Origin of the sequence: Bernardetia aquimarina (genome assembly GCF_042180575.1) — a bacterium.
Lineage (GTDB): Bacteria > Bacteroidota > Bacteroidia > Cytophagales > Bernardetiaceae > Bernardetia.
Genome location: NZ_CP170094.1, coordinates 4,458,046 through 4,475,379, shown reverse-complemented (window position 1 = coordinate 4,475,379; position 17,334 = coordinate 4,458,046). Strand labels below are relative to the sequence as shown.

Annotated in this window: 20 protein-coding genes; 6 read left to right on the top strand and 14 right to left on the bottom strand. The window is 32.3% G+C overall.

What is annotated here, in order from left to right; all coding sequences use genetic code 11:
• Positions 1–31 precede the first annotated feature (31 nt).
• The 9 genes from crcB to ACE193_RS19115 all read right to left on the bottom strand — a co-directional run bounded on the left by crcB (position 32) and on the right by ACE193_RS19115 (position 7,418).
• On the bottom strand, positions 32–421 hold the full coding sequence (gene crcB / locus ACE193_RS19155; protein WP_375559825.1) for a fluoride efflux transporter CrcB: 390 nt from the start codon (positions 419–421) through the stop codon (positions 32–34).
• 11 nt (positions 422–432) lie between these two features.
• A complete protein-coding gene (locus ACE193_RS19150; RefSeq protein ID WP_375559824.1) occupies positions 433–1,032 on the bottom strand; it encodes a hypothetical protein in 600 nt (199 codons plus the stop codon).
• Between the two features lie 93 nt (positions 1,033–1,125).
• The gene (gene atpG, locus ACE193_RS19145; protein WP_375559823.1) at positions 1,126–2,061 is read right to left on the bottom strand and encodes an ATP synthase F1 subunit gamma; all 936 of its coding nucleotides are present in this window, start codon (positions 2,059–2,061) and stop codon (positions 1,126–1,128) included.
• Positions 2,062–2,224: 163 nt separating this feature from the next.
• Positions 2,225–3,820 (bottom strand): F0F1 ATP synthase subunit alpha, encoded by a 1,596-nt coding sequence (gene atpA, locus ACE193_RS19140; protein ID WP_375559822.1) that lies wholly within the window; start codon positions 3,818–3,820, stop codon positions 2,225–2,227.
• A gap of 132 nt (positions 3,821–3,952) precedes the next feature.
• Complete coding sequence (gene atpH / locus ACE193_RS19135; RefSeq protein WP_375559821.1) at positions 3,953–4,489, bottom strand: ATP synthase F1 subunit delta; 537 nt, start codon at positions 4,487–4,489, stop codon at positions 3,953–3,955.
• A 143-nt stretch (positions 4,490–4,632) separates the two neighbouring features.
• Positions 4,633–5,127 carry a F0F1 ATP synthase subunit B gene (gene atpF, locus ACE193_RS19130; protein ID WP_375559820.1) on the bottom strand — a complete coding sequence of 165 codons (495 nt, stop codon included), beginning with the start codon at positions 5,125–5,127 and terminating at the stop codon, positions 4,633–4,635.
• Between the two features lie 139 nt (positions 5,128–5,266).
• Positions 5,267–5,533: an ATP synthase F0 subunit C gene (atpE, locus tag ACE193_RS19125; protein WP_375559819.1), complete on the bottom strand. Its 267-nt coding sequence runs from the start codon at positions 5,531–5,533 to the stop codon at positions 5,267–5,269.
• A gap of 266 nt (positions 5,534–5,799) precedes the next feature.
• Complete coding sequence (gene atpB / locus ACE193_RS19120; protein WP_375559818.1) at positions 5,800–6,879, bottom strand: F0F1 ATP synthase subunit A; 1,080 nt, start codon at positions 6,877–6,879, stop codon at positions 5,800–5,802.
• A gap of 110 nt (positions 6,880–6,989) precedes the next feature.
• Complete coding sequence (locus tag ACE193_RS19115; protein WP_375559817.1) at positions 6,990–7,418, bottom strand: hypothetical protein; 429 nt, start codon at positions 7,416–7,418, stop codon at positions 6,990–6,992.
• Positions 7,419–7,708: 290 nt separating this feature from the next.
• Here ACE193_RS19115 and ACE193_RS19110 point away from each other — a divergent pair, with 290 nt between their 5' ends.
• Entirely contained in the window at positions 7,709–8,620 is a 912-nt protein-coding gene (locus ACE193_RS19110) for a TIGR01777 family oxidoreductase (RefSeq protein WP_375559816.1), read from the top strand.
• Between the two features lie 93 nt (positions 8,621–8,713).
• Here the strand turns inward: ACE193_RS19110 and ACE193_RS19105 are convergent, their stop codons facing one another.
• Positions 8,714–8,842, bottom strand: a complete 129-nt coding sequence (locus tag ACE193_RS19105) for a hypothetical protein (RefSeq protein WP_375559815.1) — start codon at positions 8,840–8,842, stop codon at positions 8,714–8,716.
• Positions 8,843–9,207: 365 nt separating this feature from the next.
• On the opposite strand from ACE193_RS19105, the gene ACE193_RS19100 reads away from it, so the two are divergent.
• The 4 genes from ACE193_RS19100 to ACE193_RS19085 all read left to right on the top strand — a co-directional run bounded on the left by ACE193_RS19100 (position 9,208) and on the right by ACE193_RS19085 (position 11,310).
• Positions 9,208–9,573, top strand: coding sequence for a hypothetical protein (locus tag ACE193_RS19100; protein ID WP_375558918.1), 366 nt, complete (start codon positions 9,208–9,210; stop codon positions 9,571–9,573).
• Positions 9,509–10,357, top strand: coding sequence for an IS1634 family transposase (locus ACE193_RS19095; protein WP_375558917.1), 849 nt, complete (start codon positions 9,509–9,511; stop codon positions 10,355–10,357). The genes ACE193_RS19100 and ACE193_RS19095 overlap by 65 nt, the downstream gene beginning before the upstream one ends.
• Complete coding sequence (locus tag ACE193_RS19090) at positions 10,351–10,722, top strand: hypothetical protein (RefSeq protein WP_375558916.1); 372 nt, start codon at positions 10,351–10,353, stop codon at positions 10,720–10,722. The genes ACE193_RS19095 and ACE193_RS19090 overlap by 7 nt, the downstream gene beginning before the upstream one ends.
• Before the next feature lie 345 nt (positions 10,723–11,067).
• Positions 11,068–11,310, top strand: coding sequence for a hypothetical protein (locus ACE193_RS19085; RefSeq protein WP_375559814.1), 243 nt, complete (start codon positions 11,068–11,070; stop codon positions 11,308–11,310).
• A 26-nt stretch (positions 11,311–11,336) separates the two neighbouring features.
• Here ACE193_RS19085 and ACE193_RS19080 read toward each other — a convergent pair whose 3' ends face one another.
• The 3 genes from ACE193_RS19080 to ACE193_RS19070 form a co-directional block, all read right to left on the bottom strand.
• Complete coding sequence (locus ACE193_RS19080) at positions 11,337–12,998, bottom strand: FAD-dependent oxidoreductase (RefSeq protein WP_375559813.1); 1,662 nt, start codon at positions 12,996–12,998, stop codon at positions 11,337–11,339.
• A gap of 246 nt (positions 12,999–13,244) precedes the next feature.
• Entirely contained in the window at positions 13,245–13,775 is a 531-nt protein-coding gene (locus ACE193_RS19075; protein WP_375559812.1) for a hypothetical protein, read from the bottom strand.
• Between the two features lie 87 nt (positions 13,776–13,862).
• Complete coding sequence (locus ACE193_RS19070) at positions 13,863–15,035, bottom strand: aspartyl protease family protein (protein WP_375559811.1); 1,173 nt, start codon at positions 15,033–15,035, stop codon at positions 13,863–13,865.
• Positions 15,036–15,389: 354 nt separating this feature from the next.
• Here ACE193_RS19070 and ACE193_RS19065 point away from each other — a divergent pair, with 354 nt between their 5' ends.
• Complete coding sequence (locus tag ACE193_RS19065; RefSeq protein WP_375559810.1) at positions 15,390–16,214, top strand: hypothetical protein; 825 nt, start codon at positions 15,390–15,392, stop codon at positions 16,212–16,214.
• Positions 16,215–16,282: 68 nt separating this feature from the next.
• On the opposite strand, the gene ACE193_RS19060 is transcribed toward ACE193_RS19065, so the two are convergent.
• Positions 16,283–17,149 carry a DUF3108 domain-containing protein gene (locus ACE193_RS19060; RefSeq protein ID WP_375559809.1) on the bottom strand — a complete coding sequence of 289 codons (867 nt, stop codon included), beginning with the start codon at positions 17,147–17,149 and terminating at the stop codon, positions 16,283–16,285.
• Positions 17,150–17,334 lie beyond the last annotated feature (185 nt).

The following is a 17,334-nucleotide window of genomic DNA, read 5'->3' as shown; positions in this document are numbered from 1 at the left end:
TGCGAATCGCAAATCACAAATATATAAAATTTTATTTAAAAACATTTACCAGCCAAAATCCAATAGCAATTCCCAAAAAACCTAGAATTACATTAGAAAAAATATATAAAAAAGCAATTTGATAACTCTGATTTTGAATAAGTTTGAAAGTTTCAAGATTGAGAGTAGAAAATGTACTAAACCCACCACAAAAACCTGTTATAAATAAAGCTGCCATTATTCTTTCACTTTCTTGTTTTGCTTCTCCCAAGTAATTAGCTAATGCTCCCAAAATAATACACGCCAAAAAATTAGTAACAAAAGTAGCTGTTGGAAAATCTGTAGAAGGAGTAATAATCCATTTAGAAAATAAAAAGCGAGTTACTGAACCCAGTCCACCACCAATAAAAACTAAAAATAATGATAATGTAGAGATATTCATGAGAGTAAATTCTATTTTGATGCTGTAAGTATAAATGGAAAAGCTTTTTTAATAATTCTATACTGATTATCATCTTTATCTACTTGATAAAGTATGGCTTTATCTCCTTGTCCTTTTCTGATTAATAGGACATTAGATTCAATTATACGACCTATTTTAGTTCTGTCTAATTTTATGATACTATCCTGTTTTGAGTATTTTCCTCTATAAATGTCTATAGAGTTATTTTGTGTGAATAAATATGTGCTGTCTTGTCTTAGCTCTAAGCGTAGATTGAACCCACTACTAACGTGAGAAAACTCCATAAAGACAGAAGAGCTATCAACTTTTTTAATCTCTGAATAGTTGATGGCAGTATAGATACAAATACCCATTATTGAAAGTATTATGAAAATATAATATAAGCTTCCTCTATTTCTTTTTGTAATACCTTCATAAATAATTACACCTACCATTGAGCCAAAACACAAGCCTAACGAGATTAAACCCAAACTGTCAAAAATACTTGTTTCGTCAAGAGTATCAGATAAAAATTCATTAAAAGTAGAACCTAAAAAAAATAGTAGAGTAAACTCTATTATCGTTTGATAAATATTATCTATTTTGTTCATATTTGAAAAGCTGAGGTTTATTCAAAAAAAAGTCATCTGAAATATAATTAATTTCAGATGACTTTTATAATTTACAATTAATCACTAAAAAGATTAACTCTGCTCTAATGCTTCTGCACCACCAACAATTTCCAAAATTTCTTTTGTAATGTTAGCTTGTCTAGCTCGGTTATAACTCAATTTCAATTCTTTAAGAAGCTCTCCTGCATTTTCAGTCGCTTTATCCATAGCTGTCATACGTGCGCCTTGTTCGGCTGCGTTTGATTCTAAGATTTTGCTATAAAACTGTGTTTTGAGAGATTGAGGAATAAGGTCTGCTAAAATTTCTTTTTTATCTGGTTCAAAGATATAATCTACACTTGCCGTAAATTCTTCTTTTTTGAGTAAAGATGGCTTACTTGATACTTTTTCTTCCACTTTTTCAGTAGGAGGAGCAATCGGTAAAAATTGTTCTACACGTACAATCTGTGTAGCAACATTTTTGAATTCATTGTAAACAATTTCTACTTTATCGTAATTTCCTTTTACAAATTCGTCCATAGCATACTCTGCTGCAACACGAACATAATCAAAAGTAATTTCTTTTTGAGAAAATACGGCTGAATAGTCATTCACAGATTTTAGATTACGACGACGAACATAATCCAAAGCACGCTTTCCGATAGGCATAACTGTTACGTTTCCTAAAGAATTTTGACGGCTATATTTTTTGTTAATCAAACCTTGCATTGCACGAAGAACATACGTATTAAAAGCTCCACAAAGTCCTTTGTCTGATGTAATAGTTACAACTAAGATTTTTTCTTCTGCACGAACCTCACTATACTCACTTTCAAAATCATCTCCAACAAGAGAAGCCGTTACATTTTGCAAAATTTGACTCAACTTTTGAGCGTACGGACGCATTTGCATCATACGATTTTGAGCTCGGCGCAACTTTGCAGCAGCTACCATTTTCATTGCTTTTGTAATCTGTTGGGTGGATTTTACAGATACAATCCTTCCACGAACTTCTTTTAAATTTGCCATAGTATATTTTGAAGGCTATTCTTAAAGTAATACAGACTTCCTAGTCTGTACAAAAACCATTTTTTTATTTGAAAACTATGTTCTGTATATAATTTATACAGAACATAGCAATTAATAACATTTTACTATTTCCAAACAGACTTGGAAGTCTGTTATACAAGAGTTATGCTTTTGCAGTTGCAACATTATACGTTTTAGCTACTTCTTTAGCTACTTTTGCAAGCACGTCAGTTTGTTCTGGCGTATATTTTCCTGCACGAAGTTCGTCTAATGTTTTTCTGTGATTCTGCTCCAAAATGCTTAGATAATTTTGCTCATAATCTTTCATTTTCTCAGTAGGAACATTATCAGTAATACCATTTGTAGTAGCATAAATGATAGCAACTTGTTTTTCTACTTCTACTGGAGAGAATTGTTTTTGTTTCAACATTTCTGTATTTCTACGTCCACGCTCAATAACAAGTTTGGTAGCTGCATCAAGGTCAGAACCAAATTTTGCAAATGCTTCTAGTTCTCTAAATTGTGCTTGGTCTAATTTCAAAGTACCAGATACTTTTTTCATAGACTTAATTTGAGCCGAACCACCTACACGAGATACCGAAATACCTACGTTAATCGCTGGACGAATACCAGAGTTAAATAAGTTAGTCTCTAAGAATATCTGACCATCTGTAATCGAAATTACATTAGTTGGAATATAGGCAGAAACGTCACCTGCTTGTGTTTCAATGATTGGAAGGGCTGTAAGTGAACCACCACCTCTTACGATACCTGCCTCTTTTAAAGAAGCTGGAATATCATTCATTTCTTGTGCAATTTTATCATCATTGATAACTTTTGCAGCACGCTCCAAAAGACGAGAGTGAAGATAAAATACATCCCCTGGATATGCTTCACGCCCTGGAGGACGACGAAGAAGAAGAGAAACCTCACGATAAGCAACAGCTTGTTTTGACAAATCATCATAAACTACCAAAGCAGGACGACCTGTATCACGGAAAAACTCTCCGATTGCAGCACCAGCAAATGGCGCAAAAAATTGCATTGGAGCAGGGTCAGCAGCCGAAGCCGAAACAATAACTGTATAAGCCATAGCTCCGTAACGCTCTAATGAAGCAACGATACCAGCAACCGTAGATGCTTTTTGACCGATAGCTACATAGATACAGAAAACTGGCTCTCCTTTATCATAGAATTCTTTTTGATTGATAATCGCATCAATCGCTACAGCAGTTTTACCTGTCTGACGGTCGCCAATGATAAGCTCACGCTGACCACGACCGATTGGAATCATTGCATCAATCGCCTTGATACCTGTTTGAAGAGGTTCTGTTACTGGCTCACGATAAATTACACCTGGTGCTTTGCGCTCAAGTGGCATTTCGTAAAGGTCTCCTGCAATAGGTCCTTTTCCATCAATAGGATTTCCTAGTGTATCAACTACACGCCCTACCATTCCATTACCTACTTTTAGAGATGCAATACGTCCAGTAGTTTTGACAGAATCGCCTTCACCTACGTTTGTATAATCTCCAAAGAGTACAGCTCCTACATTATCTTCTTCAAGGTTCAAGACCATTCCAGTCAAGCCATTATTGAATTCGATAAGCTCACCAGCACGAGCATTTGAGAGTCCGTAGATACGAGCAACACCATCACCTACTTGAAGTACAGTTCCTACTTCTTCGAGTTGAGCGTCTGTTTTTGCATTAGAGAGTTGTTCTCTTAGAATTGCTGAAACTTCATCAGGTCTGACCATTTATTCGTGAATTTAACAGTTACGATTGAATTTTATTTTTTGAATAGATTGCAAAGGTACAAAATTTTTCTATTAATTACCTTTCATCATCTAACCATCAACGAGGCTTTGCCTTCGTTTAGGATTTTATATTTATTTTACTAGAGACTGTTCTATTTTTTGAAGGCGAGTTTTGACAGAATCATCAATTTGTTTTCCTTCAATATTAAGGATAAAACCTCCAATAAGGCTTTTATCTATTTTTTCCGTAAGCTCTACTCCATCTTTTCCAGAAAGCTGACGTACTTTGTCTTTGAAAGAGTTACGTAAATTATCTGTAAGTTCAAAAGGAGTAATTACTTCTGCCATTTCCACTCCTTTTTTAGAATTGTAAAGCAAATGAAATTGTTTTGCAGTTTCAAAAAGGTCTGCTTCACGTCCTTTTTTTACTACAAGTGTAAAAAATTTCTTTGTCAAATCATTGCTATTTCCAAAAAGGGCATTTAAGATAGATAATTTTTTTGATGAATTGACAATTGGACTTTTTAAAAGAACTTCCAATTCTCTACTTCCTTCAACAGTATCTTTGATATTTACCATATCATTATGCACCTCTTCCAAAGTAGAGTATTCATTGGCTAAATCAAAAACTGATTTGGCATAACGAGAAGCAACACGAATATCTGACATATTTTTATACGATTACGAATTATGAAATAATCAGCATAGCTAATTATGAATTAGAAATTACGAATTTAATGATAATAAGCAGTTTAAAAATTATCACTTTATTCAATTTTCATTTTCAATAAACAAATTTTGAAAAACAGTTATTAATTAACTTTTATATCACTTAAATAATTTTCTACAAGTTGTTTTTGTGCAGAATCATCAGCTAATTGTTGTTTTACTAATCTTTCAGCAATTTGTAATGAAAGTTTTGCAACTTGATTCTTGACATCAGCCATAGCATTTTGCTTTTGTGTATCAATTTCACGTTTTGCATCTTCCAAAATACGGTTATATTCTTTTGTTGCACGCTCACGAGCATCTTCTTCCATTTTAGAAGCCACTACACGAGTTTCTTTCATCATTTGCTCACGCTCAACACGTCCTTCTTGACGAATTTTTTCAATTTCATTTTCTAAATCTGCCTTTGCCATACGTGCAGCCTCAGCAGCTTTAAGTGCCTCTTCGATAGAACGCTCACGGTCTGAAAGTGCTTTTGTAATTGTAGGCCAAACAAATTTACCTAATACAACTACGAGTAAAAGGAAGATAATAAGTGTCCAAATTATCAGACCAAGATTGGGAGTTACTAATTCCATAATTTAAACTAAAATTTTATGATTATTTTTTTTTTATTTCTTGAGAATATAGTTTTACAACTTTCTTTAAGTTCTTTTTATCAAAAAACTAAGTAGTAATAAAATTTAGTTATTACTACTTAATCTTTTTAGTTTCTTATTATTTCCAAAGACCAATAATAAGTGAAACTACAATAGCAAAAAGAGCTGCGCCTTCAATAAGGGCTGCTGCAATAATCATTGCAGTTTGGATTTGACCTAATTTTTCAGGCTGACGAGCCATTGCTTCCATAGCACGACCACCAACTTGACCAATACCAAGACCAGCACCCAAAACAGCTAAACCAGCACCAAGACCACCACCAATTGCAGCGTAAGGAGCAGCTTCTGCAACAACTTGTAATAACATTGCGATAAATGCGAACATAAATTCTAAAATTTAAAAGAAAATGAAAAGAAAATTAACTATATAAAGTGAATACAGATTTTTAAATAAAACCTACCGTTTTGAAATAACTATCTTATATTCTGAAATTTATCCGAAAATAAAGTTAGAAGTATGAAATTAGAATTAAGAAGTAATACAATACATAATTACATTTCCTATTCTAATCTTTTCCTTCTAATTGAAAACTAGCTTTTCAGTATTGTATTTAACTGGTAACTACATTACTGATAACTGGTAAGTGATTCTTAATGATGGTCATCTGCAATAGCTTGACCAATAAAGAGTGCTGTAAGAAGCGTAAAGATATAAGCCTGCAAAAGAGCAACAAATAATTCTAAACACATCATAGCAAAAACAAAAGGAACAACTGGAATACCCAAAAGAGCTTGTTTGAATATAAAGATAATTCCAATCAAGGCTAAAATAATTGTATGTCCTGCTGTAATATTAGCAAAAAGACGAATCATAAGAGCGATTGGCTTTGTAAAAATACCAATAAGCTCTACTACTATCATAATAGGCAATAAAGGAATTGGCACACCAGGCATAGCAAAGATATGCTTCCAATAATGTTTGTTTCCTGATATGTTAGTAATGATAAGTGTAAGAGCTGCTAAAGCCATTGTAAAAGCAATATTTCCAGAGGTATTTGCACCTGTTGGCATAAGACCTAAAAGGTTATTAAACCAAATAAAGAAAAACAATGTCAATAGATAAGGAAAATATTTTTTGTATTTATGCTCGCCAATATTTGGAATAGCCAAATCATCACGAAGATAAACGATAATAGGTTCAAAGAAAGACTGCATTCCTTTTGGTGCTTGTCCTTCACGTTTTTTGTATGCTCCTCTAATACTAAAACCAATAATTAAAAGTAAAAATGCTGCAATCATCATTGAAGCTACATTTTTTGTAATAGACAAATCTAATGGATGAATATCACTTTGCACATTCCCTTGTGCATCTACTACTTTTACATGCTCATGTTCTAGTTTGTAGGTATAATCTCCTTTTGTAACAATGTTATTTTCAGAATGATAAAATTCTCCAGATGAAAACACATCAATTTGCCCATTTGTATAAAGAATAATAGGTAAAGGAAGCGAAACATGATGTTCAACTCCAGCCTCATCCGTAGTGGTATAAAAATGCCATTCATGAGCATCAAGAATGTGATGGTTAATCATTTGAGAAACATCAAATGGTTTTCCATCATCTCCTCCAGAAGCTGTTGCAGTTGTAAGTGCAAAAAATGAAAGCATTATACTTAAAAAAGTAACTTTTAAGTAGTTGAATTTGACAGAAGGTAAAATGTTATTCTTCACTTGATTCCGTATTAGTGTAATTTATAATTTACGCTGAAAATTAATTTCTTTTTGTCTAAACCTAAATTGAACTAGAAACGTATAAAGAACGTTGGCTAGTAATGGTTTATTTACGATTTCTCTGAGTCTTGTTCTGAATTGCGCTGCAAGTTAGGTAACAATGCACGAATTTCAAACAATAAATAACCAAAATATAAAAAAAGCATCACAAAAGCGAGTTGAATAAACCCTTCATCACCCAAAAGCACATAAGCAAGTGCTACACTGGCACAAAAGAGTAAACGTACTGTCTTAAAAATCATTATCGCATAACCAAAGTTAATTGTTCCCAAAAAACGTAGCGTAATCATTCCTGTAATCCAGTATAAAAGTGTAATTCCAACATAAACACCCCAAACTTGAGGTAAATAATATTGAGGCGCAAAAAACTGAAATATCAGCATACATAGAAGCATCACAAGTGCAAAACCTCCAAATTGAAGATGATACGAACGAGCAATTTTTTTCTTTGTAGAATCAGATAATTGGTTCTCAGACACTTTTATAGGAGCTTTTTAGGTACTTTTAAAGAGATTGAATCTTTAAGGCTTATCCTTAATTTGGGTGCAAAAGTACAGACTATAATCTTTAAAAACAAGGAATTTTTGAATTTAATTCGATGAGTTTGCTATTTTTTGTATTTCTTCAAAATAGGATGTTGCATTGAAATCTTTTTCTACACAAAACCTTTGCAGTAGCTTCTTTAGAAAAACTCAAAACGTTTTTCAAAATTTAGAGTTAAGTAAAATATTAAATCATTTTTATAAGTACATTTTTTGTTTTACATTTTATGAAAAAAATATTGATTACAGGAGGTTCTGGGCTTGTTGGAACTCGTCTTACCGAACTTTTATTAGCAACTGGAAATTATGAAGTAATGCACCTTAGCCGTTCGGGAAGTCATATTCCAGGGGTTACGGTGTATGAGTGGGATGTAGAAGCTGGCGAAATGGAAGAAGAAGCCATACAAAAAGCCGATTGTGTCATTCATTTGGCAGGAACTGGTATTATGGAAAAAGCGTGGATAGATTCTCAAAAAGAAAAAATAATGGAAAGTCGAACCCTCTCAACGGCTCTTTTAGTAGAAAAACTGACTGTTCTTGACCATCATGTCAAAACGTATATTGGAGCATCTGCGATTGGTTATTATGGAATCGAAGAGAGTGATAAAACATCTCTAAAACACGAAGATGATGCAGCAGGAAATGATTTTTTGGCACACGTTTGTGTCGAATGGGAAAAAGCACACGCTGAAGTTCCTTCCAATATTCGTTCTACTATTATTCGTATCGGAATTGTTTTGAGTGATAAAGGTGGCGCACTTGTAGAAATGGCAAAACCTGTAAAAGCGTGGGCTGGTGCAGCTTTGGGAGATGGAAATCAAGTCGTTTCTTGGATTCATATCGACGACCTTTGTAGAATTTTTATAAAGGCGATTGAAGATAATAAAATGACAGGAATTTATAATGCTGTTGCTCCAAATTCTGTAACTAATGCAGAATTGACACGCATTATTGCAGACTCTTTGGATAAACCATTATTTTTACCAAATGTCCCCGAACCTGCTATGTATTTGCTTTTAGGGCAACAAGCCGAATCAGTTTTGAGAAGTATAAAAGCAAGTGAGGATAAAATAGTAAAAGCAGGTTTTGAGTTTGATTTTATAGATGCTCAGAAGGCTGTGGAGGATTTTTATTCTTAAAATTTTTATCAAAAAAAACACTTAAAATTAATAATTTTAGATTTAAAAAAGTGAAATGATATACTTTAAAATCAGTTCATTTTTTATATCTCATCATATCGTTATATATTTTGGTTGTCCGACAATTTTTGCACCTACTCGTTTTATCTGTAATTTGATATTTTGAAAATTGTAGGGAAAAGACGTGTCTTTTCCTACCCAATAGGTAATTGTATAGTTCATAATTAAACTATAAATGGCTATTTTAGGAAAAAACATGCTTTTTCCCTACAAATAAAAATTGCTAGTATTACAGAATAATATCTTCCCAAGTACCACATATTTCTTGAGTTTGACACTTGTAGTAGTCAAAATACCTAAATTGAATCGTATTGGCACTTTTTTTTTTAAAAATGTAGTGCGAAAAGATGTTGTAAATGTCCTTTTTTTATGCTAAACTTGCCTTTTTGTTTTCGACACCTAATTTTAGTATTCCTATGGCATTTTTATGAAAAGACAAAAAAGGCAATGAGTATTACCTGCGTATCTGCAAAAATGTACGTAGTGGTAAAAAAGTACACCAAGAAACACTCTACAGTTTGGGTAAAGTGTCAGACTATAGTGCTGAGAGTTTGCAGCGAATAGGGACACAACTTTACGTTTTGGGAGAAGGCAATTTAGAAGATTTGGCTCACAGTTTAGCCAAAGAAGTGGGTCGTTATAACTATGGTTATCCGTTGGTTGTCAAACACTTACTTCGTACTTTTGGTATAGATACTTTTTTGGAAACGATACAATCTAAGCATCATTTGAAGTATAATTTATGGGAAATGGTCGTCTTAATGCTTTGCAATCGTTGGTCATCTCCCCTATCCAAGTTGGGAACTTACCATACACAGAGCGATTTTTTTGGGTTTAGAAAAGTTAGAACTTCAACATTTTTATCGGACATTGGACAAGTTGAGTCAGTATAGTGATGCTTTGCAGCGTTTGATTTATGAAAAAAATAAATCTTTTGAGTCCTATTGCTTAGATGTTGTTTTTTATGATGTAACCACTTTTTACTTTGATTCAGAACTTGTTGTAGAAGGTGCTTTACGTCAAAAAGGATTTAGTAAAGATGGCAAAATAGATCAGACACAGATAGTTTTGGGCTTATTGTTAGACAAAAATGGGCTGCCTGTAGGCTATGGTTTATATGCAGGAAATCAATATGAAGGACATACTTTAGTGAGTGAAATAGAAAAATTAAAGAAGAGCTATCCGATTGATAAAGTGATGGTGGTGACTGATAGTGGCATGTTGAATACTTCAAATTGTGAACAAATTAAAGAAGTATTGGGCTACGATTTTTTACTAGGAGGTCGTCTAAAAAGTTTGCCTAAAGCTATCAAAAAGCAACTTTTAGATAAAACAAGTTACCAAGTTTTGGAGCTAGATGATACTGAAGAAGAAGCTAAAAAAATATACATTCAGTACAAAGCTATCTTACACAAAGAACAAAAACTACTTTGTACATACAGTCCACAGCGAGCAAAAAAAGATAAAATCAAACGAGAAGAACGCATTGCAAAAGCTACTCAATTACTCAAAAATCCTTCTCAGTTAGAAAAAAAGGCAGCTCTTTATTTTTTGAAAAAAGAAGGGCAAAATAGCTATCGGCTAGATGAACAAAAAATAGCAGAGCAAGCCCTCTACGATGGTTTAAAAGTCATCACTTGTAGTGTCCCCCTACTACCTCAGAAGAAACAATGTTAGTGCAATACAAACACTTATATAAAATAGAGCAAAGTTTCCGAACCTTCAAGAGTTTTTTAGAAACTAGACCGATGTTTCATTGGACTGATGAGCGTATCAAAGGACATTTTGCTTTCTGTTATTTATCTTTTGCACTATTGCGTAACTTGCAATATCAACTCAAAAAAGCAGCTTTGCCTTATACTGAAAATGAACTTAGAAGACTACTCAATGCGATGCAAGTAAGTCATCTAAAACAAAATAAAGAGGATTTTTATGTTCGTTCAGCGATGAATCAAGAAACGGAAAGCATACTAAAGAAAATCAAACTTAAAAAACTACCTAATATGACAACTAAAAACTTGATAGACAAATACTTAACCTAAAAATGTAGTGCAACTAAAAAAACACAAAACATTGACTATCAGATACTTAAAAGCAAAAGCTGTCAAAGTCAAGAAAAAACAGAAAAAGAAGAAGACAAACAAAATTGGAAACAAGCTAAAGAGGACAAGCAACAATTTGAATCTAGCTTTGAAAATTATAAGCAAAAAGCCGTTCATAATCACAAAAAAGAAAAATACACTTCTCTCAAAAAGCTATACAAAGAAATAGTCAAACATTGCCACCCAGATAAAGTAAAACCTAAAAACGAAAAAGCAGCCGAAGAACTTTTCAAACAAGCTCAAAAAGCCTTTGAAGAAGGAAATGAAGAACGGCTCAATGAAATTTTGGAAAAACTAGAAAAAGGAATTGCCTTTGATTATGATATTGAAACGATAAATGATATTGAGTTTTTAGAGCAACTACTTTATAAATTACAACATAGGGAAAGCAAAATTTTAAGAGAAATTGAAAATCTTCAAAATCAAACAGAATGGAAAATAATCACAACCTACGACGATGTAGAAGTGTATTTTTCAGAACAAGACGTTTTGTTGAATGAGCAGATTAAAAGTAATTCTAATTTGTAGAAATATAATTTTCATCTCAAAAAAATTTAATTTTCAGCCAAATATTTATGTACAAAACTGATTGCCATTGCACCCTCTCCTACTGCTGAAGCAACACGATTCATAGCTGTTGCACGTACATCGCCTGCTGCAAAAATTCCTTTTACAGAAGTTTCTAAGGTAAAAGGTTCTCGTTTGTGTTTCCAAATTTTCTTTATTTCATCATAAGCCAAGAGGTTTCTACCTGTTTCTACAAATCCTTTTTCATCTTTTATTATATCCAAATCAATCCATTCGGTATGAGGTTTTGTGCCTATAAAAATAAACATAGCATCAGCTTCTACTTCTTTTGTAGAATTGTCTTGCGTACTTTGTAAAACTACATTTTGTAAATGTCCGTCGCCTTTTGCTTCTATAATTTCAGTAAATGGCAAAACTTCAATGTTTTCTGTTCCATTGATTTGGTCAATCAAATACTGTGACATAGACGAAGACAAATCTTCTCTTCTGACTACAATATTTACTTTTTTGGCATACCGAGAAAGATACATTGCTCCTTGTCCTGCCGAATTTCCACCACCGACAACAAAAACACTTTTTTCTGAACAAGAAAGAGCCTCAGTAGTGGCAGCTCCGTAATAAATTCCTGCCCCTGTAAAATCATCCATTCCTTTATTATTGAGTTTGCGATAAGAAACTCCAGAACTAATGACGACACTTTTAGCAATGATTTCTTTATCATCAGCTAGTTTCAAAATTTTATATTTGCCTTTTAGAGTAATTCCTGTTACTTCTTGTGGAACTAAAAACTCTACGCCAAAACGCTGCGCTTGTGTAGTTGCTCGTTTGGCAAGTTCAGAACCACTCAAACCCGTAGGAAAACCTAAATAATTTTCTATTCGTGAACTCGTTCCTGCTTGTCCTCCAGGGGCGTGTTTTTCTATCAAAAGTGTTTTTAATCCTTCCGAACCACCATAAACGGCTGCTGCAAGTCCAGCAGGTCCTCCTCCAATAATTACAACATCATAAATATCTTCTGATGCTGTGGTAGAAAGCCCTAATTTTTCTGCAAGCTCATTTTTAGTTGGCTTTTTGAGTATTTCTCCTTCTTCAAAAACCACAACAGGCAAATCATTTTCATTAAAACTATGAAGTTCTGAAAGCTCTTTTGCTTTTTGGTTTTGTTGAAAATCTAGCCATTGATAGGGAAAAAGATTCCCTGCTAAAAAGTCTTTTAGCTCGTGAGATTGTGGCGAAAATTGATAACCAATAACCCTAAGTCCATCAAAATCTGGTTGATAAGATATTTTCCAACTCTCCAATAATTCATATAAAACAGGATATAATTTGTCTTGAGGAGGATTCCAAGGTTTGTGTAAATAATAATCTAACTGAACATCATTGATTGCTTTTATAGCTGCTTCAATATCAGAATAAGCTGTCAGTAAAACACGCTTTGCACTTGGATAAATAGGCTTTGCCTTTTCCAAAAACTCTACCCCCAACATATCAGGCATACGCTGATCGACAAGAAAAAGAGCAATTTCTTCGTTTTGTTTTTTAAATTCTTCTAAACTTTCTAATGCTTCATTGGCTGAAGTCGTACTGATAATTTTGTACTCTTTGCGAAACTCACTACGCAAATCCCTTTCGATAGCTCGTGCTACTTGTGGGTCGTCGTCTATAGAAAAAATGATAGGCTTTTTCATCGTGAAACAATTAAAAATTACAGATTACGAAATAAATATTCAGTATAGATACACTGTTTAATAAGTCATCTTATATTTTGTGAGTGAATTTTTGTGCATTTAGTTCTGAGGAAGCGTTTCATTCAACTCTGAGGAGTTGAATGAACAAAAAACATCAAATAATTTATTAAACACTGTATTAACAAGATTATTTTGAGGAAGATACAAAATCATTCGTAATTTTTAATCCGTAATCCGTAATCAACTTTAAAAATACTGTTGAATTTCTTCTTTCATAAATTGAAGTGCAGCCTCATTTTGAGAAATTTCTTTATCTCCTTGAAGCTCAAAGATGCGTCTTGAAAGATCAAAGCCTGTTGCTCCTTCTGGAAGCTCTCGGTAGGCTTGATTAATAATTGAAATAAACTCTTCTACTGCGCTTTTTATATACTCCCAAGCTGGTTGGCTAATATAAATTTGTTGTGCAACATTATGATTAAACTCTTCACGAATTGTAAATAATAAAACTTGATGCAATTCGACAGCCGACTGTCCTCCTTCTGTAAGACGAGGAATTAGATTATTGACAGAGTTTCTTTCTAAAAAAATAGCCATTCTTTCATACGCCTGTAAACGAATAGGAAGAGCAATTTCACTATTTTTAGATTTTAGTTGAAGCAGAGATTGGTTCATTTCTCGTCCGATAAACGATTTGACAACCAAAAACATGCCGTATAAAACTGCACCTGCAGGCAGTGTAATAATCAAAAGGTCTTTGAGTAAAGAGCCGTAATCCATAAAAAACGTATTGAATAGGTAATTTTTATCTTAAAAAAATCGTATTGTGATTTTGTATAGTTACAAAGGTAAATATTTTTTTGTTCTTTAAATAGGGTTTTCTAATCTAAATTCAATAGTCCAATCATTTAGGTCATCTCCATCTCTTCTCAAACGAAGTTGAATTTTGCGTCCTTCTTTGCTTCGAAAAAGTTCATGAATCTGATGAATTGTAAATTTATTGATATTTGTACCATTTATGCTTATTATTTGGTCATTTACCTTAATATTCAATTTCGAAACAGGAGAATCTTTTTCTATATTAGAAATCAAATAAACTGCTGTTCCTGGAACTGGTGTAGATAATTCTATCCCAGCCATATTATAATTAAACTCATCTTTAAAATTTCGATTTGGTCTAAGAATCATTCTATTTTGTGAATAATCGAAGATAACATGAAAACGCCTCAAAATCTCTGAACCCAAACTTCCATTTCGTTCTCCCTGTCCTCTTACTGTTGCTATAGAAGTGGAATCTGGAAAAGCTGTTGTTATATTTTCTAATTCAATATCTTTCAAAATAAGTTTGGACGAACGTCCCAAATAACCTGTAATATCCCCTCGCATTCCTTTTCCCAAATACGCTTCTTTTTTTTTGGTCGGAATATATAATCTTTCATCCGAAGAAATATCTAACCAAATTGCGTGTCCTCCTCCTGTATCAATCAATAATTTTGTAGGAATTGTAGTGGTATCATTTTGAATAGAATCAGTAGCATGCACATCAACTGAATTTTGTTGAATATTTGCCCAAATATAAGGTTTCAAATTAATAATTTCTATTGGAATAATCACGTCTTTTTTATGTGGTTTGTATTTGTATTTTTTCTTATTATAAAAAGTAATTGTTTTACTTTCATAATTCACTTTTACTACAAAATCTGCAAAAATACCATATCCCATAATTCCATGAATACGCATTCCAAAACGAGAAGACAAATGAAAAATATCCTCTTTCAGAATGAGCAAATCTTGATGATGTCCTATAATTCCTGAAATATCAAAATTATTATTAGGAGAAGCATAAGCAACTAATTTCTCGCCAGCCCCCAAACCAGAGAGTTCTATTTCTTTGATATAATCTACCTTCAATCCATCACCTACCCCCAACTCTGTGATAAGCATATTCTGCACTCCACTATCCAAAATAAAATGAAGAGTATCCGAACCATTTATCTTAACAGGAATAATAATAAGATTATTTATTAACTTGAATTTCATAATCAAAGCACGTTTATTAGGTCTTTTGAAGCTAAAACCATTAAATTTATCTCCTTGATAATTTTTGGAAGAACTACAAGAGCTTAAAGAAAAGACTAAAAAACTTAGAGAAAAAACAAATAGTAAATAATAATATATTTTTTTATTACGTAGTAGAAGTATATTTTTTTTCATAAAAAGGTGTAAAATAAGTTTGTGTTTTATATGAAGTAAGAGTTTTTGAGTCAAAATACTATTTTAACTTCTAGAAAACAAAATTTAAAATTGCTTTTTGCTTTAATTAAGAAATTTGATAATGATGAATAATTAGCTCTAAATGAATAATTAATAAAACTTTATTTTAGAAAACTCATTATGAAAAATACAGATTATAGGTTAGAATATGAAATTTTTGAAAAGCCAAACAAAAATAAAAAAGATAAAATAACACCTCAAATTTGGCTTGCCTTTCACGGAATCGGACAAAATATAGAGGCTTTTAAACACTTTGCAAATCAAAATAATTTTAAAACTTACAGCTTTGGGTTATTTTACCACGAAAAAAATCAAGATAATTTAATAAATCCAAGAGAAACGAATCTTCATCACTGGATTATCTTGATTCAGCAGTTTTTAGAAACTGAATTTGAAAATAAAGAAGAGTTTATAAATATTATTGGTTTTTCTTTGGGTGTTCGTCCTGCCTTACAGCTTATTTCTAATTTTTCAAAATTCAATCTCAAATCTATTCTTATAAATAAAATTATCTTAATTGCTCCTGAAACTTTAGCTGTTAGTAAATGGTATAGGTTTGGCACACAGACATTTTTAGGGAAATTATTACTCAAAAAAGTAGTTTCTTCAATTTTTTTTAAGGACAAAATTATTTTGATTTCGTCTTTACTTTTTTCAAAAAATGCACAAAAACTGATTCGTTATCAAATCTATCATGGAATAAATTCGCTTGCTTCTGCATGGCTGGCTTATTCTAGTTTTGAAATTTATGGAAAGGATTGGAAAGAAATTTCTGAAAACTATGAAGGAAAAATTACGATTGTGGTAAGTCAGAATGATAATTTTGTCAAATTCAAAAAAATAAAGTGCTTTATTGCAAAAAATAGTTTTGATAAGGGAAAATCTATAAAATGGATTATTTCAAAATCTGCTCACGCTCGTTTGTTGAAAGAATTTAAACTATAAAAATGAGAAAGCATAAAAAAAGGAAAAAGGCAAGCCTTTTTCCTATAATACTTTTTATATTTCTAATTTTATTTTTCGTATTCTGTTACATCTACCTCAACACCACCAATAAACATATCTGCTCTAATTTTGAGAGGAATTCGGTCTTCATCGGCTGACATCCAAATTTTGATAGATTCTTTTCCACTAAAAAGACCATTTTCTGGCATAATTGGAGTCATTACAAAGGTTTCTTTTTTACCAATTTTGGTTTTGATGGTTTCCTTTCCAATGTAGCGCACCTTAAAATCATAAACAGAATCTTCAAAGAAAGCATCCATTCGGATAATTTCATTTTTAGTTAGTTTTTCATAATCCACTCTACGCAAAAAATAATATCCACTAATCATATCTTGCACATTTGTTGGAATTGGATATTCTTTTCGTGTCCAGTTTTTATCATCTCTTTTTTTATATTTTACATTTGCTTGTCTGCCATTATGGTCAAACATCACAGTTTCTTCTTTTCTATATTTATTTTCTTTTATTTTTCTATAAAATTTGCGTGGAATATGTTTTTGTCTGTCAATATATGAACTCCATTTGTCATCTATATTAGTTGTCCAACCAAAAACACCTACTGACTTTCCTTCTACATCTACCTTATAACAGCTATTTCCATTGATAGTATGAAAATCATTATCCACTTTTACAACAGCTTCACCAGCATTGATAAAACCATAATGCACCAAATAAGATATTTTTTCTCCTTTTGTAAAAGTAACATCAGAAAGCATTGCTACTCGGTTTCCGTTTTGGTAAGTCATAAACGCAGAAGTCGAAAAAATTAAAAAACCAATAGAAGCTGCCAAAATGACAAGCATTCGCAAAGGAGAATTTTTTAGACTCTTCAAAAATAAAAAATGAGAAAATAAGAATGTATGTATTTTTTTCATGATAGAATGATAGTAAGAAATTTAGGAATACAAAGTTTTCTTATAAAAAATATTTGTAGTTGTTGGTGTCACTATCGCTAAAACACCAACAACGGCATTTTTCTTTTTCTATAAGAAAACCCTATTTAGGAATAGATTTTAGACTTATTTTAAAGACGTTTTTAGGGTAAAAAACCCTCATTAGT